Origin of the sequence: Bacteroides sp. LFL-34, assembly GCF_027257075.1 — a bacterium.
GTDB classification, from domain to species: domain Bacteria; phylum Bacteroidota; class Bacteroidia; order Bacteroidales; family Bacteroidaceae; genus Bacteroides; species Bacteroides ovatus.
Map to the genome: position 1 here is coordinate 41,005 of NZ_JAPQKZ010000008.1, position 23,393 is coordinate 64,397.

At 41.9% G+C, this 23,393-nt stretch carries 13 protein-coding genes; 1 reads left to right on the forward strand and 12 read right to left on the reverse strand.

The genetic code is table 11. The features are described 5' to 3' along the window. Positions 1–103: 103 nt before the first annotated feature. From N5O98_RS06475 to N5O98_RS06530, 12 genes are all read right to left on the reverse strand, one after another. Complete coding sequence (locus tag N5O98_RS06475; protein ID WP_004309529.1) at positions 104–4,120, reverse strand: hybrid sensor histidine kinase/response regulator transcription factor; 4,017 nt, start codon at positions 4,118–4,120, stop codon at positions 104–106. 20 nt (positions 4,121–4,140) lie between these two features. Further along, positions 4,141–5,442 (reverse strand): murein hydrolase activator EnvC family protein, encoded by a 1,302-nt coding sequence (locus N5O98_RS06480; protein ID WP_004309528.1) that lies wholly within the window; start codon positions 5,440–5,442, stop codon positions 4,141–4,143. Then, positions 5,439–6,017, reverse strand: a complete 579-nt coding sequence (locus tag N5O98_RS06485; protein ID WP_008776033.1) for a DUF4292 domain-containing protein — start codon at positions 6,015–6,017, stop codon at positions 5,439–5,441. The genes N5O98_RS06480 and N5O98_RS06485 overlap by 4 nt, the downstream gene beginning before the upstream one ends. Next, on the reverse strand, positions 6,014–7,786 hold the full coding sequence (locus N5O98_RS06490) for a tetratricopeptide repeat protein (protein ID WP_118161306.1): 1,773 nt from the start codon (positions 7,784–7,786) through the stop codon (positions 6,014–6,016). Before N5O98_RS06490 ends, N5O98_RS06485 begins: the two co-directional genes overlap by 4 nt. A 24-nt stretch (positions 7,787–7,810) precedes the next feature. Next, positions 7,811–8,242, reverse strand: a complete 432-nt coding sequence (gene dut / locus N5O98_RS06495; protein ID WP_004309527.1) for a dUTP diphosphatase — start codon at positions 8,240–8,242, stop codon at positions 7,811–7,813. 294 nt (positions 8,243–8,536) lie between these two features. Next, on the reverse strand, positions 8,537–10,816 hold the full coding sequence (gene bglX, locus N5O98_RS06500; RefSeq protein WP_004309526.1) for a beta-glucosidase BglX: 2,280 nt from the start codon (positions 10,814–10,816) through the stop codon (positions 8,537–8,539). A gap of 45 nt (positions 10,817–10,861) precedes the next feature. Beyond that, positions 10,862–12,430 carry a hypothetical protein gene (locus N5O98_RS06505; protein ID WP_004309525.1) on the reverse strand — a complete coding sequence of 523 codons (1,569 nt, stop codon included), beginning with the start codon at positions 12,428–12,430 and terminating at the stop codon, positions 10,862–10,864. A gap of 19 nt (positions 12,431–12,449) precedes the next feature. After that, positions 12,450–14,372, reverse strand: a complete 1,923-nt coding sequence (locus tag N5O98_RS06510; RefSeq protein WP_118161307.1) for a sialate O-acetylesterase — start codon at positions 14,370–14,372, stop codon at positions 12,450–12,452. Positions 14,373–14,393: 21 nt separating this feature from the next. Further along, positions 14,394–15,380 carry a DUF4973 domain-containing protein gene (locus N5O98_RS06515; protein ID WP_032855924.1) on the reverse strand — a complete coding sequence of 329 codons (987 nt, stop codon included), beginning with the start codon at positions 15,378–15,380 and terminating at the stop codon, positions 14,394–14,396. A 19-nt stretch (positions 15,381–15,399) separates the two neighbouring features. Further along, a complete protein-coding gene (locus N5O98_RS06520; RefSeq protein ID WP_004309521.1) occupies positions 15,400–17,505 on the reverse strand; it encodes a RagB/SusD family nutrient uptake outer membrane protein in 2,106 nt (701 codons plus the stop codon). 13 nt (positions 17,506–17,518) lie between these two features. Further along, positions 17,519–20,686 (reverse strand): SusC/RagA family TonB-linked outer membrane protein, encoded by a 3,168-nt coding sequence (locus tag N5O98_RS06525; RefSeq protein WP_004309520.1) that lies wholly within the window; start codon positions 20,684–20,686, stop codon positions 17,519–17,521. An 18-nt stretch (positions 20,687–20,704) separates the two neighbouring features. Next, positions 20,705–22,099, reverse strand: a complete 1,395-nt coding sequence (locus tag N5O98_RS06530; RefSeq protein ID WP_118161308.1) for an IPT/TIG domain-containing protein — start codon at positions 22,097–22,099, stop codon at positions 20,705–20,707. Between the two features lie 187 nt (positions 22,100–22,286). Between N5O98_RS06530 and N5O98_RS06535 the strand changes: the two genes are divergently transcribed. Continuing rightward, positions 22,287–23,390: a glycoside hydrolase family 43 protein gene (locus tag N5O98_RS06535; protein WP_061448377.1), complete on the forward strand. Its 1,104-nt coding sequence runs from the start codon at positions 22,287–22,289 to the stop codon at positions 23,388–23,390. The last annotated feature ends 3 nt before the right edge of the window (positions 23,391–23,393 follow it).

Here is a 23,393-nt window from a genome sequence, read left to right on the forward strand (position 1 = left end):
GAAAGAGTACTCGATTAATTATTTTATATTTGACTCCTGTCGGAAAATATCCAATGATATTGCACGACAGGAGTTTTTTTTATATGCTTTTATCCATTCTTTATCAGGCCTCACCTGAAATCGGAGGCTGACCTGTATACTCCTTAGGCAGTACACCATATTGCGCTTTAAAACATTTCGCAAAATAAGAGGAAGAGGTAAACCCTACCTGCGCTGCCACTTCAGAAATCCGGGTACCGCTCATTATCAGTTCAGCAGCTCTATTCATACGAAGTGTCTTCAAATAATCATTAGGAGACATTCCGGACAAAGCCTTTATCTTCCGATAGAAATTAGAACGGCTCATATTCATCTGTTCAGACAGGGTATCTATCGAGAAGTTCTCATCCGCCAACTGTTCGGCTATTACTCCCTGTATCTTCGCTATAAATTCACAGTCTTTTTGAGACATCGCAAAATCCGTTGTCGAAACAGCAACCGTATCTCCTGCCAAGCTCACCATCAATTTATGGAAAGACTGTCTCAACTTCAACAGATTCTCGATCTGCATATGGAGCTGTTTAACAGAGAATGGTTTCTCAACATATACATCCGCCCCACATTCAAATCCTTCGACTTTAGACTCCAAAGTGGTTTTCGCAGTCAACAATATGACCGGAATATGTGAATAAGAGATTTCAGACTTCACCTTGCTGCAAAGTTCCAGCCCATCCATCTCCGGCATCATAACGTCACTCACTATTACATCCACGTTTTCCTGCGCAAGCACTTCAAGCGCTTCACGACCGTTGGAAGCCCTCAACACACGGAACCACTCTGCCAATGACTCACGAGTCAGATTCAGCAAATCAACATTATCCTCAACCAACAGAACTGTAAACTTCTTCCCTGAATACTCCGAAGAAATCGTTTCAGAAGCATCCGCATGCTCCGGGGATATTTCTACAATATCACTCGTTTTTTCCGTCTCCCACTCTTTGACCGGAAGAGACAGTATAAACGAAGAACCACCTCCAATATTATCTTCCAGACGCAAATCTCCCTGATGAGCTTCTGCCAAAGATTTCGCAAAAGCCAATCCGATGCCAGTGCCTACTGCTGTGGCCACCTTATCGTCAGGCAGTTGATAGAAAGCCTCAAATATCTTTTGTTTCTGTTCATTTGGTATTCCGGGACCATCATCGTTCACTTGTATCTCATATCCCCCATCAGTAACAAGCAGCCTCAAGTCAATATGCGCATGCGCATATTTGATGGCATTTCCCATCAGATTGACAAGAATCTTACTTAATTTGTCCCTATCCACCGTAGACACCAGCTCTTGTTCAGGCACAGTCAGTTGCAAATCAATTCCTTTTAATTCAGCAGGACTTGTAAACTGATTATAAACGTCACTGACAAGCTCTTTAATATCACTCTTTTTCAGATTCAGATGCAGCGTACCACTCTCCATTTTCTGAAAATCAAGCAATTCATTAGTAATCCCCAGCAGATAATTTACATTCTTATCTATCACTGACAAATACTTGAGATCTTTTCCTTCACGTTCTTTCTCCAATAATTTTTCCAAAGGAAGCCGTATCAAACTAAGCGGAGTACGTATTTCATGCACCAAATTGATGAAGAAGCTAATTTTCGACTTGTAAACTTCCTGTTCCTTGGCAATCTGATATTTTTCCATCCGCCGCTTATATTTGCGTTTAACACGGAGATTCCATCGCCAAGCCATCCAACCGATCCATCCCAACAGCATGAGGACATAAACGAAGTAAGCAAAGGTACTACGCCACCAGGGAGGAGTAATCACCACCTTTAAAGTGGTAGTATTCTCATTCCACTGGCGATCATTATTAGAGCCTCTGACTTCGAACAAATACTCACCGGGAGGCAAATTGGTGTAAGAAGCCATATTGTTATCGGTATTCAGAATCCATTCCTTGTCCACTCCCCGAAGTATGTAAGAATACCGGTTCTTCCCCGGATCTTCAAAACTAAGAGCGACAAAACGAATAGAGAAGCTATTGTTTTCGTAAGATAAAGTCACCTTATCAGCCATATAAAGCGGCTTATCCAACTGAAGCAGTTTCTTCACCTCCTGCTCATCGGTTTGATAAGGCAACCGGATATCGGTCACATAAACCGGAGGAATATATTTGTTATCTACAAACTGTTCCGGCTGGAATACATTAAAGCCATTGATCCCACCAAAATACAATTTTCCTTCGGATGATTTCAATGAAGATCGAGCTATAAACTGATTTCCTTGCAAGCCGTCATTAATCGTAAACTGGCGGAAATGATCTTTGGTAACAGGATTAATCTTAAAAATTCCGGCATTGCTGGATACCCAGAAATCACCTCCCTGATCTTGCTCAATCGCATAAATAACCTTGTTAGGTAATAAAGTATTATGCGGGTCAAATTCAATGAATCTTTTCTCCTTAGCATCAAAAGAACACAGTCCTCCCCCATTCGTTCCAAACCACATGGTTCCTTTCACATCTTCAAATAAAGTAATGATCGAATTACTGGTGATCGTAGTTGAGTCTTCCCGTTCGTGCTGATAATTTTTATAATGACCATTTATCGTGTTGTAAGTGAACACGCCACTACTGGAAGTAGCGATCCAGAGATGATTGTACATATCTTCATGCATATCGGTAATAGAGATCATAGAACCAATATTTATGATGGGCATAAAGTTATCTTTAGCGGCATCATAACGACATAAACCCCAGCTCGTTCCTACGTAAATTTCTCCGTTCCTCCCTCTATAAAAGCATAATACGTCGTTACTACAAATCGTATAGGGAATCCCGCGAGAATGAGTATAAACTTTCACAGCTCCGGTACGCAAATTGACAACCCGTATCCCTTTCGCATAAGTACCGATCCATAAATGGTCTCCATCCAACAATAAGGAACGAATGTCATACTTTTGATTATCATGTCCTCCGATTGGATAAGGAGAAAGTTCGCGGGTAGCAGCATGGAAGAAATATAAACCGCTTTGAGTTCCAATCCAGATATTCCCATCTTTATTCTCACAGAAAGGAGCAACAACCTTTCCCGCTCCGGACACTCCGGCCAGATAGGCAGGCGAATAATAATCAAAATGTTTGGTCTGCTTGGACATATAGTTGACTCCCCCCAAATTGGTCAACACCCAGAGAGCTCCTTCTGCATCCCACATCATGCCATTGATAGTCTGATCGCTCAAGCTTCTCGGATCGGTCGGATTATCCGTCCGCTGGAATGTATTTGTATTTTGATTGAACAGATAAAGCCCGTTATCCGTACCTACCAACAGCTCTTTATCCGTATACTTCAGCAAACAATGAACAGCTCCGAAATTAAACGCCGAACCACTGTAATTATCCATAGCATCGGTTCGTTCGTCCAAACGACTCAGCAGATTGTTTCCCGCACCAATCCAAATATCTCCATCGATATTCTGAATACAGTTTACTTTATAACTATCAGAAGCATTTATATCTAATGAAATTTCATACGTCCGGAGAAACTTGCCGTTTTCGTCAAAGCACAAAAGTCCTTCCTGTAAGGAAGATATATAGACCCTCTTCCGATCAGCACTCTGACAGAGGTCCCATACAAAAGATGTCTGAACACTATTTTGAGTCAGCACCTCTGTTTTCGGATCATAAATAAAAAATCCCTGTCCCAAAGTCGCAATCCAGATAAGACCATTTTCCGTCTTAATAATCTTTTTTATCTCACTGCTGATATACACATTATACTGCGTCGTTTTATCAAAGCAAGAGAAACGATCGGTATCCCGGTCATAAATATAAAGTCCGGAGTTTGTTCCAACCCAAATATTCTTGTCCACCTCTATCAAGGCTTCTACGAAATTATTTTCTAATGAAAATTTGTCGTTGAGAACATTCCGGTACACTTTATTGCCCCGCCCGTCATAACGGTTCAATCCGTCACTCGTACCCAGCCAGATAAAACCATAACTATCTTGAAGGGCGCACCACACGGTATTATGAGACAATCCATCTTCTACCTGATATTTCTTGAACGAAAAATAAGGAGACGCGGATAGTGTTCCGGTCCAGAAGATCAGCAAGCATATTAGTATTTTAGTTAACTTCATTCTACGTGTTTTTTATTCAATTATCGGTTCAGCCAAGGTTCAGGATTCAACTTTTCTTTCTCCCTACGCAACTGGAAGTGCAATACCGTCCGTCCATTATCCGTGCCGTCAGAAAAAACCTGACCGATAGATTGCTTCGTCTTCACCGTATCACCGGCTTTGACGGATGCAGAAGAAAGATTGCAATAAACAGAAATATAATTGCCATGACGAATGAGGACATTAAATAATCCGTTCAATTGGAACACAGCCGCCACCTTCCCATCAAAAATGGCACGCGCCTGTGCACCCGGTTTTCCCTGAATATCAATACCCTTGTTATCCAGTTTCACGTTGCGCAACCCCTCTACGGCATATTGTCCGTAACGGCTGGTGATAATATAAGCACCGGATATAGGCATTGGCAATTTCCCGCGATTCGCGGCAAAGTTACCTGATAATTCCCGATCCGCCTTACTCATGGTATAAGCCTCAAGAGGTTTCGATTTAGCGGCCGTTTCCGTTGCAGCAGATTTTCCCTCCTTGCTTTCCTCTTTCTTACGGGCAGCCGCTTCACGACGAGCTTCTTCCTGCGCACGCTTACGGGCACGCTCTATTTCTTCCGCAATTAATTTATCGATGCGGGCATTCAGCAGATTGGCTTCCCTGCGTTTTTTATTTATCTCATTCTGCAATCCTTTCTGCTTCTTTTGCAGATTAGTCACTAACGTACGTTTCTCTTTTTCCTGCTCTTCCAACTTCACCTTTTCGCTCTCACGTTCTTGCAGCAGGTTCTCTTTGGCGGCTTTCACTTGCTGACGTTCCGCTTTCTTCTTGCGTATCTGCTCCTGTTTCTTTAGGATTTCTTCCCCTTGCAGACGTTGATAAGTGGCATATTCACGAACATATCGCATACGCCGATAAGTCTGCCCCAGATTTTTTGCCGAAAAAATAAACATGAGCTTCTCCTCTATCGACTTATTCTTATACAAGTACTGGACAGAAGCTTCATATTTCTTCTTTTTATCTTTCAAATCCTTCTCCAGCCCGTGCAACTGGCGCTCCAATGAAGCCAACTCACGCTGGATAGCCTCCACATCATTGTTGATAGCCATGATATAGCGTTTCCGCTCTTCAATCTGTCCGGTCAACACAGCCAGACTATTCAACTGGCTTCCCACATCTTTCTTTGTATCCTTCAATATAGATTCCGATTCGGCAATCTGCTTTTGCAGCGCACCGCGTTTACTTTCCAGCTCACGAATCAACTTGTTCGATTGAGCGAAAAGAGGAACTGCCAACCAAAGGCAACTGATTAGAATAACAAAGAAACGTTTCATCATAATAAAGCTACCAGCATTTTTACTAATTCTTCCAAGGGAATCTGGTTGTATTTGGACGTCAGTTCCGTCGGAGTCATCGAAAACTCTTGTGTGGAGAACTCATAAAGTTGGACTTTAGCCTTTTCTAATGAAGGAATTCCTATATCTTTTCCTGTCAGTTCTGTCTTTCCACCAGGAAGAGAGGCATCCATCAATATCTTTTCCAAACGGGAAAACTCCACATTCTTCGACAATACATTTTTCAATTCAGCTTTAGTGGCACGAACAAAGCGTTTATTCATCCTGTCTACCAATAAAACTTCGTCGGGAGTAACTTCTATACGCGCCACTTCCGTACGCAGAATAGGCATCAATAAGGAGATTTGTACCCGCTCATGAGTTTTCATCTTCATGGTTCCCCCTACAGACATGCTTCCCTTCTTGCCGGGAATAGTCAACTGAAGCTTGGAAGCCAGGTAACTGGATGTCGGAGCCTTTGTTGAAGTCTTAGTTTCCGAAGTTGCCAAGTGTTTCGAACTCTTACAACCGGCCAACACCACTACCACCAACAACAGTAGATAAACGATTCTTTTCATTCCGCAATATATTTCTTCTTCTCTATTTTCTGTTTCAACGTTTTCGACTCGCTACCCATTTCCAGTGCCTTCTTCCAATATTTCAACGCACTTTCCACATCGCCGGTCATAAAATAAATATCTCCGCAATGCTCCACAATCACATCGCTCTTCTCGCCGTCGTTCTTCATTGCATTATCAATATAGATACGGGCTTCGGCATAGTTTCCCTTTTCAAAAAGAATCCATGCATAAGTATCGAGATAGGTAGAATTATTAGGTTCGGCTTTCACCGTTTTATAACTCATCTCCTCCGCCTTGTCCAAATCACGACGTTCCACAGACAGATAATAAGCATAATTGTTCAATGCGCCAATATTGGAAGGATTGTACACCAAAGACGAATCGTAAGCAGCGTATGCCTCCGCCATCTGTTTCTTGGTATGATAAATGTCTCCCATGATTGAATAGAAATCCGAAATGACTTCTTTTCTGGTATCGGCAGTTATATGTTCCAATGCTCTATTACAAACACTCAATACACTATCTCCCTGTTCTGCCTGATGATAAGCGATAGCCAGATAATAATAAAGTTCCAACGCATCCGGAGTAGCTTCAATGCCCGGTTCGCAGACCTTGATAATTTGCTTGTAATCTTCCTTTTTCACCGCCGCGCTAACCAGCATCAGACGGGCAGCCTTATTGGTAGGATCCAGATCAACCACCTGCTCCAATACCGGCACAGCCTCCTGTTCCATATTCTTCGACAACAGGTATTGAGAATAAAGCATCGGTATCTGCGGATCATCCATATCCTGCTTCATCATCCGGTCAAATAAGGCAATCACCTGAGTGCTATCTTTAGCGGACGACTGTTCATTTTCCGCAATCACCTGTCTCATGACACTGATTTTAGTATCAGAAGTCACCTTTTTGTTCAATAACAACGTATCCAGTTGCTGTTGATACAATTCTTTCTGCCCGGTCTGTTCATAGTAAGAAGCCATCGAGAAGAGAGCCATCGGATTATCAGGCTCTACAGCCAGTACCTTCTGGTATGCATCATAAGCTTCCTGCTTTTTCCCGTTCTGAAGATATACATCTCCCAGTATCACCTGATAACGCATATCCATCGGATATTCCTGTACCAGACTTTCTATTTCCTGAAATGCCTTCTTATCATCTTTCATCTGAAGATAAATCCGGAATTTCTCCATAGACAGCTGCTCATTCTTACCCAAACGTTTCTCTAAACGATTCAATGTAGAAATGACATCATTATACTTCTCCTGGCGACTGTAAATATCAAGAAGGCTGAACAAAGGGTCCTGTTTCGACGGGAAACGGGTCACCATCTTCTCAAGCAAAGCCGCAGCCTTATCCAATTCATTTTGTTGCTGGTACAAACTGACCAATCCCTGACTATACCAATAGTTATCAGGCGCAAAAGCCACTGCCTGCTCCAAAGCAACCTGACCTTGCGGCACCTGGCGAAGGAACATATAATATTGCGATATTTCATAAAGCGCAGAAGAAGCAGTGGGGTTGATATCCAGACAATGCTGTAGCAATCCAAATGCCGCATCATACTCATTCTTTCCTTTCATCCGCATGGCTTCTAAAAAGAAGTAGTCATATTTACGCTGTTGTTCAGCAGAAAGCAATGTTTCCTTCATCAAAGAAGCTCCATCTGCTTTCGCTGTTGTTTTTGCTGTACGCACAGACCGGATTCCCCCACATGAAGTGAGCATCAATACCGTCACGAACAGCCATCCTATTTTTATCTTCATTCTATTTTCTCCATTAAGCATTCATCATACTCCGGTATGTCCGAAACCACCGGCTCCCCGTTCTGTTTCATCCAGCACCTCCACTTCCTGCCATACAGGCTGTTCGTGCTTTGCTATCACCATCTGCGCGATACGTTCGCCATCTTCAATAACAAAAGCCTCGGACGAGAGATTAACCAAAATGACACAAACTTCTCCACGATAATCCGCATCAATCGTACCCGGAGAATTAAGTACCGTGATACCTTTCTTTATCGCCAGCCCGCTACGTGGACGAACTTGCGCCTCAAATCCCTTCGGCAGAGCGATATACAATCCTGTCGGCACCAGACAACGTTGCAACGGTTCCAATGTGATAGGTTCAGAAAGATTAGCACGGATATCCATTCCTGCGGACAATTCGGTGGCATAAGCCGGAAGCGGATGCTTCGATTTATTGATAACTTGAATATTCATAAATGCATGTTTACTATTTAACGGGCGAAAATACACATTTTGAACTGAAAAATAGTTAAGTTTGCAGTTAAATAATGTACCTGCAACCAAATTGCGAATGGTAAACAACTAAATCCTAAATAAAAAGATAAGTCAAGCATCTTTAAGTTCAAATGATAAACGGAACTTCCAATCACAACGTTGCCGCCTTTAGCTACAACCGAAAGTTTCTGTTTTGTAGTCCAAAGCGGCAACCATAATTTAGTTATAATCAAAAGAATATTTACATCTTAGAAAAAGAAAGTTTATATACGATCAATCTGCCCTAAAACGTTCAGTCTGCACATCACGAGAGTTTGCTCCTACCATGACATCAAATTCTCCCGGTTCATAAACGTATTGTAATCCTGAATTATAAAATCTCAAATCGTCTTCCGTGATAACAAACTTAACTTCACGACTCTCTCCTTTTTTCAAGAAGATACGTTCAAAGCCTTTCAGCTCTTTCACTGGACGAGATATTTCAGCGTAAATATCATGCAGATACATTTGTACGATCTCATATCCGTCAAAATCTCCGTCATTGGTTACAGTCACAGACACTGTCAACTCCCCATTTCTGGACAGTACATCCGAACTAAGTTGTAAATTCCCATAAGAGAAATTTGTATAACTCAAACCGTACCCAAAAGGATAAAGAGGTTCGTTACTCATATCCAGATAGTTACTGGAGTAACGGTTAAAAGAATGACTGTCAGGATCGGGACGACCTGTATTCAAATGATTATAGTACAGAGGAAGCTGTCCCACTGAACGGGGAAAAGTCGTAGTCAGCTTGCCGCCCGGAGTCACTTTACCGAACAATACATCAGCAATAGCATCGCCTGTTTCACTTCCACCGAACCAGACATTCAAGATAGAATGAACATTGGCATCCTCCCAGTTCAGAACTAACGGACGCCCTGTAAAAAGAAGCAACACTACGGGTTTACCCGTCTTTACCAGCGCCTTCAACAAATCCTGTTGAGCATCAGGAATCCCTAGTTCCGTACGTGAAGCCGATTCACCACTCATTTCAGCACATTCTCCCAAAGCCGCAACAATCACATCTGCACGGGCAGCCGTATGCAAAGCTTCATCCAACAATTGCAGTTCATTGCCGCGTTCTAACGGACGGATACCAGCTCCTCCTTTTTCAAGTTCCGCATCATGATATATATTACTACCTCTCGCATACAGTATTTCAGCCTTATCACCTGCTGCCGAACGAATTCCCTCCAATAATGTCCCGTGACAGGAAGGAGTACACGTCATACTCCACATCCCACACATATTATTACGGGCATCAGCCATAGGACCAATTAAAGCAATCTTACCTTTCCGTTCGAGCGGAAGCAGATGATCCTCATTCTTCAACAGAACAAATGTTTCAGCTGCGATTTCACGCGCCACCGCGCGATGAGCAGTCGTATAAAGTTCTTTTTCCACACGCAGGGTATCACAGTATTTATACGGGTCAGAGAACAAGCCCAATTTATATTTTGCTTCCAATACACGGCGACAAGCGGCATTAATCTGTTCTTCCGTAACTTTCCCTTCTTTCAGAGATTCTTCCAATGTATTCAGAAAACCGCAAGAAACCATATCCATATCCGTACCCGCCTGTAAAGCACGTACAGAAGCCTCTTTCAAAGGAGCAACCCCATGTGAGGACATTTCGGCGATAGAATTATAATCCGTCACTAACAACCCACAAAAGCCCCATTCATTCCGGAGCAAATCGGTCAGTAACCATTTATTAGCCGTAGCCGGAATGCCGTCCACCAAATTGAAAGAACTCATCACACTACCCACACCTGCCTCAACAGCTGCCTTGTATGGGGCAAGATATTCATTATACATACGTTGGCGACTCATATCAACCACATTATAGTCCTTCCCTGATTCGGATGCGCCATATAATGCAAAGTGTTTTACACAGGAAAGAATTTCGTTTTTTCCCTGCATATTATTTCCCTGATAACCGCGTACATAGGCTTTTGCTAACAGGGAACCCAAATAAGGGTCTTCACCACTACCTTCTGCAATACGCCCCCAACGACTGTCACGACAAATGTCAACCATCGGGCTGAATGTCCAGCAAATACCATCCGCACTGGCTTCTACAGCAGAAATGCGTGCCATACGTTCAACAGCTAGTGTGTCCCAGCTACAAGAAAGCGCTAAAGGAATCGGGAAAATGGTTTCATAACCGTGGATAACATCAGCTCCTACCAGCAAAGGAATTCCCAAACGGGTAGAATCAATGGCTATACGCTGCAAATCAACAATTTTTCTTATTCCTTTCACATTAAAAAAACCTCCAATCTCCTGGTTACGAACCATTTTCGTAAGTTCGGCACTATTTACATTACCAGTAACCAAATCACCCCCGGAAGGAAGATTCAATTGGCCCAACTTCTCGTGCAGTGTCATCTTTCCCATCAGATTGGCAATATATCGATCCATCTCTTTATCTCCTTCTTCAGCCGACAATGAACAGGAAGACAATAACAACCCATATAGAACGCCTAATAACAAGTATTGATATTTCATGTTTATTACTTATTATATAATCACTTCATTATTTAGATACTTACATTAATGAGATAAAATCTTAATATCCGAATCACTTAACCCATAATCAACAAGTGTATATTTTTTGCCTTTATACGGAGTCGGCATAAACCGCCCGGAACCTAATGTATCGTAAATGATCGGATTGAAAGAAGCATTCCTTTTTGCCCTGAACAGCAACACACAGAACTGACCGGAAACAGCATATCCAAATTCAATATCCTCTACTCCCTCTCCCAGCACTTCATAACCTTGCAAGAGAGGTTCAACACCTTTAAACATAAAATTAAGTTTTACAGTCAAATTATCGGCTAAATCTATCTCAAGGGTATTCCGCATTGGAGAAGAAATGACAGCCCCTAATACATTCCAATTCATATCATAATTAGCTAAAGTTGTCCATATTATCCCGTCAGAACTTACCCCTCTAAGCTTCTGCATCAAAGTCGTTTCGTAAGGATACAAACGCTGTGAATTAGCAACTGCACAATTCAGGAAAGAAAACTTATCCGCAATATCCCATCCCACCAAATCAACAGGACAATCTAGAATCTTAAAATTATCATTTAATACAGTAAAAGTAGAATTGGACAACTTCACTTTCAAATTGGGGTTATTCCCTTCTGCCTGAATAAAGCTGGTTCCAAAATTATTCAAATATGAAAAAGAAATCTGTTGGTCCAGCATCAAATCCGGACTATAACCCTCATTCACGACGATTCCTCTATCAATCGTATCATAATAGACTTGATTGAAAACAAAAAATCCGCCACTAGCTATACGTATTCCGACTGTTGAACGGTAATTCTTACCATCCTCAAGATGGGTCCCTCCGGTAGTATCCCAAGAAAGAATATGTACATTGTTCAATATATGACCGGCAGATTTCGTAACTAAAGCTTCCTTTGTACAATAAATAAAAGTGTCAGATATCTTACAATCACAACAAGATTCATCTATATAGATACCGTATACATTATCATTCGAAGAGATGCCTTGAATTGTTACATTATCTATCTTTGTATCCGAGCTACCCGTTCCACCAGTTCCAATACCTTCAGGAACGTGTATGCGGATATGTGTATTACGTCCTCGCACCAGACTCATCGTACGTATCTGCACCAACTGCTTCCTTCCGTTTACTAGAATTCCATTATCTGCATTATAACAGTCTAGTATTCCTCCTTCGATATAAGAGAATCGCCGATGTGAAACATCGGTAAAATAGGTTTCTGAATAACCTACTTTAATCAATGCTTCCAAATGGACATCACTTTTAACCGTTGCATTCTTATCAAAAATAAGGTTTACATTTTTGGTATATTCCAATGGCAGAACGATAGGCTCCGTCAAGTTATAAGTTCCGGCAGGAAAATAAAGCGTTTTCCCATAAGACTGACCGACCAAATTATTAAGTTGAGAACCAATCAGTGTTCCATCATTCTTAATATCATAATCAATGACTGATACAATATCTTCATTATGCCCTTCCTTGACTTCAACAACAGCCTCCGGTAATGAATCATCATCGTTACATCCCCAGATTGGCATAAAAGATAATAAGCCTAAAAATAAAAAGTTAAGTTTCTTCATTTTTCTTGTTTTTTTAAGTTTAACGTAAAGTTTGAAATGAAGAGGCCGGTAATCCTGCACCGTTAATTAAGTTACATGTAGGATTATCTCCCCATCCATAGCGAACAGTCAAAGGATGTTTTACCATTTCCGATGATACAATGATTTCATTTCCACAGATTTCAGCTTCCGCCCAATGATATTTTCCGTCTATCCCTGCTATGGCAAACCCTGTCATTTTTTTTCCATCAGACGTTTTTAATCCTCCGTCTGCACACTCAAAAGAGAGAATAACCCTGTCTCCTTTCACACGGTAAGTCTGATAAACCGGACCACTACAAACAATCCGCTCACCATAGGTATCGGCACGTGCTAATAAGGCAAGTCTACGCCCTACTTCCTGTTTGTTTTTGGGATGAATATCATTCATATCGCCGATGTCTATGGTAACGGCCATACCCACATTGTCATAATACAAAGCTGTCTGGCGCTGCGCTTCTCGTAATTCAGCCCACTGTGAGTCTCCCGGTTCATCTGCTCTCTCTAAATAATTAGCCAATTGCACAAGGTAGAAAGGAAAATCATTCCCCCATTCCTCACGCCAGCTCTGAATAAGTAATGGAAGCAATATCCTATATTGTGTAGCACGCCCTACATTATTCTCTCCCTGATACCAAATAACCCCACGAAATTTGTAAGGTGCCAATGGATGAATCATCCCATTATAAAGCACAGTTTGCACATTCGGATTCATCTCAAACACTGGGTCAATATGAGATTGAGCGGCAACTTTACACTTCCATTCACCAGATATAAGAATCCAGTCTCCGACATCTTTGCTTAACTTCATTTCACCTCCGATGCCACACCCTCCTCCAGTATCCACGATACGAACAGTAATTACAGCTTTGCCCGCTTTTACTAAATTACCCGGTATTTCATAAGTACGGGAACGAGTATATCCTTTCGTGCTCCCTATCTCGATTCCGTTAAAATAAGTAATATCCTCGTCATCCACATACCCCATGTGTAAACTCAACGTTTTTCCCTCCCATTGTTCTGGAATATCCACCGTCTTTCGCCCCCAAACAATACCATCAAAATCAGGAAAAGTCTTTTCGATATTTCCGGGGAAAGAATGAGATATCCATCCTTCATCATTATAAGAAAGAGTATTCCAAAAAGGCTTTCCATTTCTCATTCCTTTATCTAACGACAAAATCTTTGCCTGCCTTTGTTCTTCCTCCGCCTGTAAATCACAATCCTTGTTTCCCAACCTTCGGATAAGCTTCAATTGCTCAACAAAATCGGGAACTTCGCCCAATGCTTGAGCACTTATCCACGGCTCTATATTAGTACCGCCCCAATGAGCACAGATAAGTCCTACCGGTACCTGCTGCGTGCGTGCTATTTCCCTACCGAAAAAATAGGCTGTTGCTGAAAACTCCCGGATAGTAACCGATGAACACACTTGCCATCCTCCTCCGACAGCAGTAAACTCCTGCGACGGACTTAGACTAATAGTATTACTCACAGTCATCAAGCGTATATCCGGGTAATTGGCCTGTGCCACCTCTTGTTGATAGTTTTTCACTTTGCCCCATCCTTCTACTGGCATTTGCATATTCGACTGACCGGAACAAAGCCATACTTCACCAATCATTACATTCTCCAATCTTACTTTTTCTCCATCCGTTATTTCTAAATGATAAGGTCCCCCGGCTTTTGGGGTTTTGATGTTTACTTTCCAATTACCCGTCCTGTCAGCTATATTCTCATATTTCTCCCCACTCCATGAAGGAATCACTATAACTCGCATTTCTGGAGATGCTTTTCCCCAAACAGGTACTTCAGCCTCTTGCTGAAGTACCATATTATCGGAAAATAAAGGAGACAACTTAACTTTGGCACAAGCGGTCAGTGACGCAAATAATCCCGACATTAATATAATCCATTTATACATATCACTCCGACTTACAAATTATTACCATTCGATTGCTTGATCTTCATCCGGAATCTGAATATTAATTTTACGTTCCATATTCACAGTCCCTTCAACTACATATCTTATAGGAGTACCAGGAACAGATGTGACATCATCAAATTCATATTTAAATCCTTCTATAGTAATCGTTTTATGTTTTAGATATGGCAACGAAACGTCCATTTTTTCCGCCAATTTCCAAGTTGGATTTTTTATCGGATTGAAATGAATGTCCGGATCAGGTGCAGAAAGCGTAACCGTCCCGTCATCGTTAAACCTGAAGATTATCTTATACTTTCCACGTTCCAGTTCTTCTTCATTCATCAAGCCTGCATAGAAGAAAACAGAATGTTCGTCCACTACAAATGCCGTACGCGTATTAGTAGTCATTTTAGTCCCCGAATCAGTAAAACCGACTTCCATTGTGGTTGTTGAATAAATACCGGAATAATCATTAAAAGGAACAACACGCAACAATGCTTTCTTGTAGTTCTTTCTAGGATGAGGAGTATAACTGCCGATAGGACTTTCTCTAATCGTAAGCGGCAATACCCACTTATCTACCAAGTCTATCCCACCTAATTTAAAATTGACATTCAACAATCCCACACAATCATCTGCCGGAATTACCACATTCATGTTCTCCACCTCATAATAATCGGAGGTAAGCTCCTTATAATATAGATCTGTCCGATTGTGAAAATACTCCCAATTGATACTTTTCAACGTGTCCGAGTCTATCGCTATCTGCACTTCTGTATCGTGCCCGGGCAATGTAGAGCCACTCATAATAACCGGCAGTTGATAAGTCACCGCACCATTCAGCTTGTATTTCACATAAATATCAGTTACACCTCTCGCATAATCCATCGGTGCCTTAAACGAAACATAATGCTCATATTGTTCATCGGTCCATTCTTCATTACAAGCCGTGCAAAACAAAGCCATCAACACGGCAAATAACAGATAATATATTTTTTCTTTCATATTCATTGTCATATAAAGATTAATCATAATAAGTCCATCCCGGGTTTTGCGTCAGACGCTTGTTACGTTGCAACTGTTCATGACTAAATGGCCAGAAATAGCTTTTCTCCACAAAGCGAACAGGCAATGACATAATAGCCACAGGTGTATGGAATAGAGCTTTATGACCGTCATCCATCAGCATATTACATCCGTAAATCAACGTTTCTTCCTCTAAAGGAGCGTCTATCTTCCAGCGTCTCAAATCATAATAACGATGATTCTCGCCCATCAACTCAATCTGACGTTCGCGTTTCAGCTTCTTTCGGAAAACATCCTGATTCTGATATTCTGTAGGTGAATAATCAGGAACACCGGCCCGAATACGAACAGGCTGAATACCTTTCTTCATCTCTTCCACATCACGTCTAACTGTATAGGTGATACTTCCATCCCAAGAAGGGATGTCGTAGCTTGCTCCCTCTCCCAATTCATTCAACGCTTCGGCATAAATCAATAAAATTTCTGCATAACGAATAGCCGGTTCTGCTTTTTGTCTGTACAAAAGCTCATTCTGATATTTGGCATCATAAGGATTCACATATTTCTTGATGCCGATACCTGTAAATATACGATTACCACCATTATATCCTTCTGAAGTCCCTCGATAGTACCAAACTTGCTGATTAGGCTGGGTAGCTCCTTGCTTGTTACCTAATGAAGTCATATTCCATACACTGCCATTAAAACCAACTGACGCATAGAAACGAGGCTCACGGTTAGCATATTGCAAAGACACACCTGCACGCAGCGGTTTGTAACGACCGGCATCCACATCATCAGAAGTCACGTAACCGGTTAGCCGGCTGCTTCCATCTCCTCTTCCAATCTCTTTATCCTTACCCGGACAATCCGTACCATCATTCATATAATACGCGTCACACTGCTTTTGAGTCATTCCGTGAACACCCCAACCTCCGGCCAGTGTAGGCAATTGGTGAAGCACCATATTTGCAATAGCATCCGGTGAAGTGATTCCTCCTGATGAATTATCAACAGTTATATTATCCACACGCGAAAAAATCAACTCCGGATTTTCATAAGCAGAGAGTTCGCCATTGAAGACGGAACGATATGACTCAAACGGATCAATGTCCGCATATCCGTATGGCCAGTTGTTTTCCGAGAAATTTCTATCCTTAAACGGTTCTATTGTTTCCGGATAATCTTCGGTTCCGCTTGTAATGCGGCTCTTTACATACAATTGGTAGCGATGACCATCATTATTTCCCGGTAATTCCATTACGTCTCGGGCGGCAGCGGCAGCTTTAGCCCATTTCGATTCATCGTATTCAGCAGCAAGAAGTCTGTTACCTTTGTCGTCTACCATTTGCTGCGCATAAGAGTCAGTATTGCCATTCATTAGCGGACTGGCGGCATACAAGAGGACTTTAGCACGAGCAGCCAAAGCAGCGCCCCGGGTGGGACGTGCGATGTTGTTGGTTCCACGTTCCAACGGAAGATCTTGTGCCGCTTTCACCAATTCGGAAGTGATGTATTCCACACACTCATCGTAGGTGTTGCGCGGACGAGCCAAGCCATCATAGTCCTGCATATAGTCTTCACCTTCATCAGGAATCAAAGGGATTGGACCGTATTTGCGTAACAGCAACCAATAGTAATAAGCGCGGACAAAACGTGCCTGTGCCGCATAATCAGCCCGTTCTTCGTCTGTGAGTTGTTGGTTCATGTGGATATTATTCAAGAAAACACAGGCCTTGTTGATTCCTAAATAACTCGCTTTATAAGAATCCTGATACCAATTTTCATTGTATTCCACATTTCTGAAAAAAGAATAATAACTACCATTGGTATATTTACCATTTCCCTCATTATTCCAATCCGCCCAATAAATGTCATCGGCAAAATTCGTAGGCACGCTCTCTTTTCCACCCACATCTTGATTTTGGCCTCGCAGATAAGAATAAGTATTGGAAAGCCACGCATCCGTATAATCCTTATCAGTAAATACTTTTTCAATTGTCAAGCGGTCTTTGAAATTGGAATCTACCTCCAAATAATCACTACATGCCGTCAAACAGCCAGCAGCAAAAAACGTGATAACCATATTATATAACCATTTCATATCTTTCATTTTGTTATAAGTTAACATTTAATCCCACAGTGACAGACTTGGCCAACGGATAGGTTGCACCATTACTGCTGTTCATTTCCGGATCCCACATCTTGAACTTCGACCACGTAATCAGGTTGGTGCCAATCATGTAGATACGAATGTTGTTGAAGTGGATTCTATTTACGATCTTTTTGGGCAGTGTGTAGCCCACTTCCAGCGTTTTCAAACGCAGATAAGACCCATTGCGCAACCAGTAAGATGAGTTGCGGTTGTTGTTGTCGTTGTAGCCATAGCTCAAGCGAGGATATTTGGCATGCGGATTTTCCGTAGCTATTGTGCCCGATTCTTCTTTTGAAATCCAACGTCCGTCTATTACTTCCTGATAGAAATTACCCCGGTTGCCACTAGCAAAAGGACGCACCCCCTCTCCATCAATAAAGAAAGAAGACTTCCCGGCTCCTTGGAAATGGACATTCACATCCAAACCTTTCCACTGTGCGGAGACACCTATACCATATACCAAGTTGGGTACGGTAGTAGCCCCCACAGCCACTTGATCTTGGTCGTCGATGATACCATCGCCATTGACATCCTTATACTTGATGTCGCCCGGCATATAATTGCCAAAAGTCTGTTTGGGGCTATTACGGATGTCATCGTAATCCTTGAACAAGCCCAATGCAATAAGTCCCTTAGCCTGGTTGACACGGTAGCCACGCTCCATCCTATAAGGATAAATGTTCTCTTGTTCATCTTTTTCCTTCACTTCGTTCTTTGAGAGCGTGGCATTAGCACGTGCAGTCAAAAGCACTTTGCCAATCTGTTGCTTGTAGGTCATGTTACCGTCGACACCTTTAGAGAATACTGCGCCCACATTAGCTCTCGGATTGGTCATCCCGCCCTCAATACCGGCGGTAGCAGGCAAGAAATTACGATACATAAAGATGCCTTTACGCTTTTCCTGGAAATAATCCACAGTCAGCATGAATTTGTCATCAAAGATGCTCATGTCCAAACCTACATCATGTTTGGTGGCGATCTCCCAAGTCACACCCGGGTTAGCATACGATGTATAGCGCAAACCTTGAAAAAGAGTAGTACCAAGACTTCCATAGCCATAATCCGCCCAGTTATATCCTCCAAACGCAGAATAATATCCGTTATTATCTCCCCAAATATTAGCAGGGGCACCGCCATAACCTATTGTGTAGAGATAAGGGAAACGTATCTGTACACCATTGGGCTCATACATTTTATCGTTGCCTACTTTACCCCACGAATAGCGCACTTTAAACATATTCATCCACTTCAGGTTCTTCTTGACAAAGGGTTCTTCGGCGATGTTCCAGGCAGTCGAATAGGCGGGAAAGAAACCAAACTGATGACCAGAAGCAAAGTTTTCTGAACCAGTATAGCCAAAGTTAAAGTTCAAGAAATAACGATAGTTCCAGTTGTAGGCAATACGACCGGCCAACCCTTGATGACGGAAAGGAAGCGAATTGACGATTTCTTTACCGATTTCCTGTGTTCTCACTTTGGAGTCTTGCGAGTATTTCAATGTTCCGTTCAGCATATGTCCCTTGAAATTGCGGGCATACTGAAGTTCCGCTTCAAAATATTCTTTGCGCTCTCCACTATTGCCTGAAGTCTGATCCATCACCTGCTCTTTCTTTTGGCGGGTGAAGTTGATGGAACCGTCATCCTTTCTATAACGGTCAGCACTCCATAACTCAGGACATTTGAAACGGCGGATATAATTGTAGTTATCTGTATCAAAGCCGAAACGTCCCACAAAATTCAATCCTTTGGTGATGAAGTCCAATTTTTGATTCAAAGTGACGTTGGTCTGAATATTGTTCCACCACTGTTCGTTGTATCCACATTGAGTAGATGCCACCCAAGGATTAAGGTTACCATCCGCATCAGTTGGCACGTAACCGTTGGAATACATTTTGGGCATACTAGTGGGAGTCTGAAACAACAGACTGGTCCAAATTTGATCCGAAGTCAAGCCCGATTCGTTCATCTTCTTCAACGCACCACCGATACCCACCTGCAAAAGGGTAGTCTTGGTAATATTGATATCCGCATTCATACGATAGTTCCAACGTTTGGCGTTACTGTTGGTGTTATAGTCTTTCAAAGACTTGTCCACCTTATACATACCGCCTTCATCGAGATAACTGGCAGAAACGAAATAGCGTGCATTCTCTCCACCACCACTCAAATTCAACGAGGCACGATAACTCATAGCACCTTTCTTCAGCAATTCGTCCATCCAGTCTACATTGGGTAGCAAGTCGGGGTCGAGACCCTGTTTCAAGATTTTCAGCTCGTTGCCGGTGTAGATAGGATCGAGATTGCGCGTACGGCGTGCCTCGTTCGCCATATAGGCGTAGGTAATGCCATCCACAAAGTCAGGCGTAAAAGTACGGGTGTTGTACATGGTCTCTACCTTGGCATCAATGGTAATCTTGTCTACCTTACCACGGCGAGTGGTAATCAATACCACACCGTTAGCACCGCGCGAACCGTAAATGGCAGTTTCGGAAGCATCTTTCAACACGGTGAACGATTCAATATCTTCGTAGTTCAGTTCATTCATGTCACGTTCAAATCCGTCCACCAAAACTAATGCACCTGCCCCGGCCCCAAAGGTAGAGATACCGCGAATCCAAAATTCAGAAACATTCTTTCCCGGCTGGCCAGTAGTCTGACGGGCTATCACACCCGCTACGTTTCCTGCCAGTGAGTTGGAAATGCTACCCGAAGGTGACGCCTTCAACCGGTCTACATTGACGGTAGTAACTGCACCCGTCACTGTCAACTTCTTCTGCGCACCGGTAGCAGTGATGACTACCTCATCCAAGGCTGTCTCCTTATTCTCTTTCATCACCACATTGACAGTATGTTCCTCTTTCACTAAAATCTCTTGAGTCTCATAACCGATGTAGGAGAACACCAAGCGGTTGTAGGGTTGCATCTTAATGGTATATTTTCCATCAATATTAGTGATAGCACCTAATCCCGGCACATTCTTCACCGTCACATTAGCACCAATCAACGGTTCATTATTGGCATCGGTCACTACACCGGACACCACAATTTGTTTTTGGTTATTCTGCTGGGCAGTTATTCCTAACATAAAACAATATAGAAAAGCTATGATAGCCCATAGTTTTTGTTTCATAATTTACAGGATATTTTATTATTCAACAATAATCTGACGAATACGGTGGTTATACTGATCACCTATATAAAAGATTTTATTTTCTTCATCGAATGCAATACTGTGCGGACCATTGAACCGAACTTCCTTAAGCAAATCACCGTCCACATAGCCCCAATGGTTACCATCCATGGCCGTGCTTCCACGACCGGCATAGCGGATAACTTCAGCTGTAGGAGTGACCCGCCATATCAAATCACCCGGATGTGTGCCCCATAACTCTCCGTCAGCTACATAAAAGTCATATATGTCCTCCTTATGTTGATTCGCATATTCCTCATTTTTCACAAAAGCTCCTTGCCACAAAACTCCCATATTAGCATTGGTTCCTACCCCTTCTCTATGCCCCCAATTCCAGTTTCCCGCAAAAACAGAGGGAGCTTCCAACTGATTGGTTTCTTTATCAAACTTAGATTTAAAAATAGTACCTTCACGCGGCCGAAGGATATAGGCAAAGTCGCCCGACGGATGAAAATAAGGATATACCCATATCCAAGATCCTCCTATCGTAAACATTTGTTCCACCTCTCCCGTTGATATACTATACTGATAAACGCCACCACCAGATTCTTGAGTAAAGTATATATCACCAGTTTTTGGATGGGTAATTGCCGCAATAATATGATTACGACCAGAAAGAAGTACATGTGGCTTCTTAAATTCTTCTTTTCTCAAAAGCATAACAATAGAAATCGGAGCTGCTTCCCAATCTGCCCAGTTATTCACAAATAGAGTATCACCGGTCAGACTCCAACTCAAAGTACGCGGACTCGTTATATTCATCTGCCCCACCGTTATAACAGTAGACATTTTTTTCGCTTCCACATCTATCAAACGGATACTATTCGCCTCTTCAATCATATAAATATGGTTCGGATTTTGAGGATCAATACTTAACCAAGCCGGGCAATTCAAGCCACATTCGTCGAACGAACCGTCTTTTACTTCATAACGTCCAGTCTCGTCTACATAGCCACACAATGTAGTAACCTGTGTATTCGAGATATAAGTAAATCGATCGTTAGCCATAGCGGTCTGATCACCAATAGAAATCTCGATAGTTCCCTTATTCGAATTACGAGGAACCATACAATATAGACATTCATTGTTACAACCCACCACTTTTGTATCCACACCTCCTAATTTCAAGTGAATCAAAGAGGGGTCATCTCCGAAATTTTTTCCATAGATAAGGAGTTGCGTGCGCGAAGTAACTTCTTGAGGTTCAAAACCCACAATTTCAATAGGCAAATCGTTATTAAAAGATTGCTCTTTCTTCTTTTCATCGTCTTTACAGCCAATGAAGCACCCAAGCAAAGTAAATAAACAAAATGCCTTAACAACATTCATTCTTTTTCCTTTCCTGTTCATCATAATAATAAATTTAGTTAATATAAGATTTAATAGCCAATGGATCCAAAGGTTTATTAATTGCAAATATAGAAAGGAGGGTATTAATTATAGGCTAATTCCTAACTAACAAACAATAAAAACTAATCAAACAGCTCCAGAATTAAATAATTTGTGCTTTCTTTGCAAGTATCTTAGCAAAGAAAGCACTATGAAATTTCAAAATTGCTTATTTTTAATATTGCTTATCGTTTGTCTATCATGCCAAAGCAAAAAGACTGATAAACAAACAGGCATTGACTCTACACTTTTCTACACAAATCCTGTCATAGGTGGAGGATCCGAGCCATGGGCCATCTTTCATGAAGGAAAATATTACTATACTCAAAGTTTAGCAGACTGTATCATATTATGGGAAACTGACGATATTACACAACTGGCAGAAGCAGCAAAAAAAAACGTATATTCGCCCCAAAATGCCTCGGGTATATCTCATCTTTGGGGACCAGAGATACACTATATGGACAATAAATGGTATATCTATTGCGCTGCTGATGATGGTAATATAGACAATCGTCAGATATATGTGCTAGAAAATGAATCTCCCGATCCCATGAAAGGAGAGTTTGTCATGAAAGGAAGAATATCGACCGATAAAAATAATAACTTGGCTATTCATGCTAATCCTTTCGAGCATAATGGCAAACGTTATCTAATCTGGTGCGGATGGGAAACCAGAAGAATTTATCAAGAAACCCAATGTATCTATATCGCTGAAATGAAAAATCCATGGACACTAGCCTCAGACCGTATATTAATATCCAAACCTGAATACGAATGGGAATGTCAATGGATCAGTGTAGATGGCAATAAAACCGGTTATCCTATTCATGTGAATGAAGCTCCACAATTTTTCCGTTCCAAAAACAAAGACAAATTATTAATATATTACTCTGCAAGCGGTAACTGGACACCTTATTATTGTGTAGGGTTATTAACAGCTGATGCTAACAGCGATCTTCTCAACCCGAATTCATGGAAGAAATCTCTGGAACCTGTATTCAAACAAGCACCAGAGAATCATGTGTATGGCCCCGGTAGCCTGTGTTTCATACCTTCACCCGACAAGAAAGAATGGTATATACTTTACCACGCTCGAAATGCCCTTCGTGACATGTTCGTTTTGGACGGTCGGACAACACGCATACAAAAGATAGAATGGGATGAAAATGGAATTCCCATTTTAGGAATCCCCCAAAAGGAAAGCACCCTGCTTCAAAAGCCGTCTGGCACCCCCACGAGTGATAGGAACTAGCTG

What these genes read in the sequence shown, in the direction of transcription:
- N5O98_RS06475 (WP_004309529.1), bottom strand. Translation starts at nt 4,120, where the DNA reads ATGAAGTTAACTAAAATACTAATATGCTTGCTGATCTTCTGGACCGGA.
- N5O98_RS06485 (WP_008776033.1), bottom strand. Translation starts at nt 6,017, where the DNA reads ATGAAAAGAATCGTTTATCTACTGTTGTTGGTGGTAGTGGTGTTGGCC.
- N5O98_RS06515 (WP_032855924.1), bottom strand. Translation starts at nt 15,380, where the DNA reads ATGAAAGAAAAAATATATTATCTGTTATTTGCCGTGTTGATGGCTTTG.
- N5O98_RS06480 (WP_004309528.1), bottom strand. Translation starts at nt 5,442, where the DNA reads ATGATGAAACGTTTCTTTGTTATTCTAATCAGTTGCCTTTGGTTGGCA.
- N5O98_RS06510 (WP_118161307.1), bottom strand. Translation starts at nt 14,372, where the DNA reads ATGTATAAATGGATTATATTAATGTCGGGATTATTTGCGTCACTGACC.
- dut (WP_004309527.1), bottom strand. Translation starts at nt 8,242, where the DNA reads ATGAATATTCAAGTTATCAATAAATCGAAGCATCCGCTTCCGGCTTAT.
- N5O98_RS06505 (WP_004309525.1), bottom strand. Translation starts at nt 12,430, where the DNA reads ATGAAGAAACTTAACTTTTTATTTTTAGGCTTATTATCTTTTATGCCA.
- N5O98_RS06525 (WP_004309520.1), bottom strand. Translation starts at nt 20,686, where the DNA reads ATGAAACAAAAACTATGGGCTATCATAGCTTTTCTATATTGTTTTATG.
- bglX (WP_004309526.1), bottom strand. Translation starts at nt 10,816, where the DNA reads ATGAAATATCAATACTTGTTATTAGGCGTTCTATATGGGTTGTTATTG.
- N5O98_RS06530 (WP_118161308.1), bottom strand. Translation starts at nt 22,099, where the DNA reads ATGATGAACAGGAAAGGAAAAAGAATGAATGTTGTTAAGGCATTTTGT.
- N5O98_RS06535 (WP_061448377.1), top strand. Translation starts at nt 22,287, where the DNA reads ATGAAATTTCAAAATTGCTTATTTTTAATATTGCTTATCGTTTGTCTA.
- N5O98_RS06490 (WP_118161306.1), bottom strand. Translation starts at nt 7,786, where the DNA reads ATGAAGATAAAAATAGGATGGCTGTTCGTGACGGTATTGATGCTCACT.
- N5O98_RS06520 (WP_004309521.1), bottom strand. Translation starts at nt 17,505, where the DNA reads ATGAAATGGTTATATAATATGGTTATCACGTTTTTTGCTGCTGGCTGT.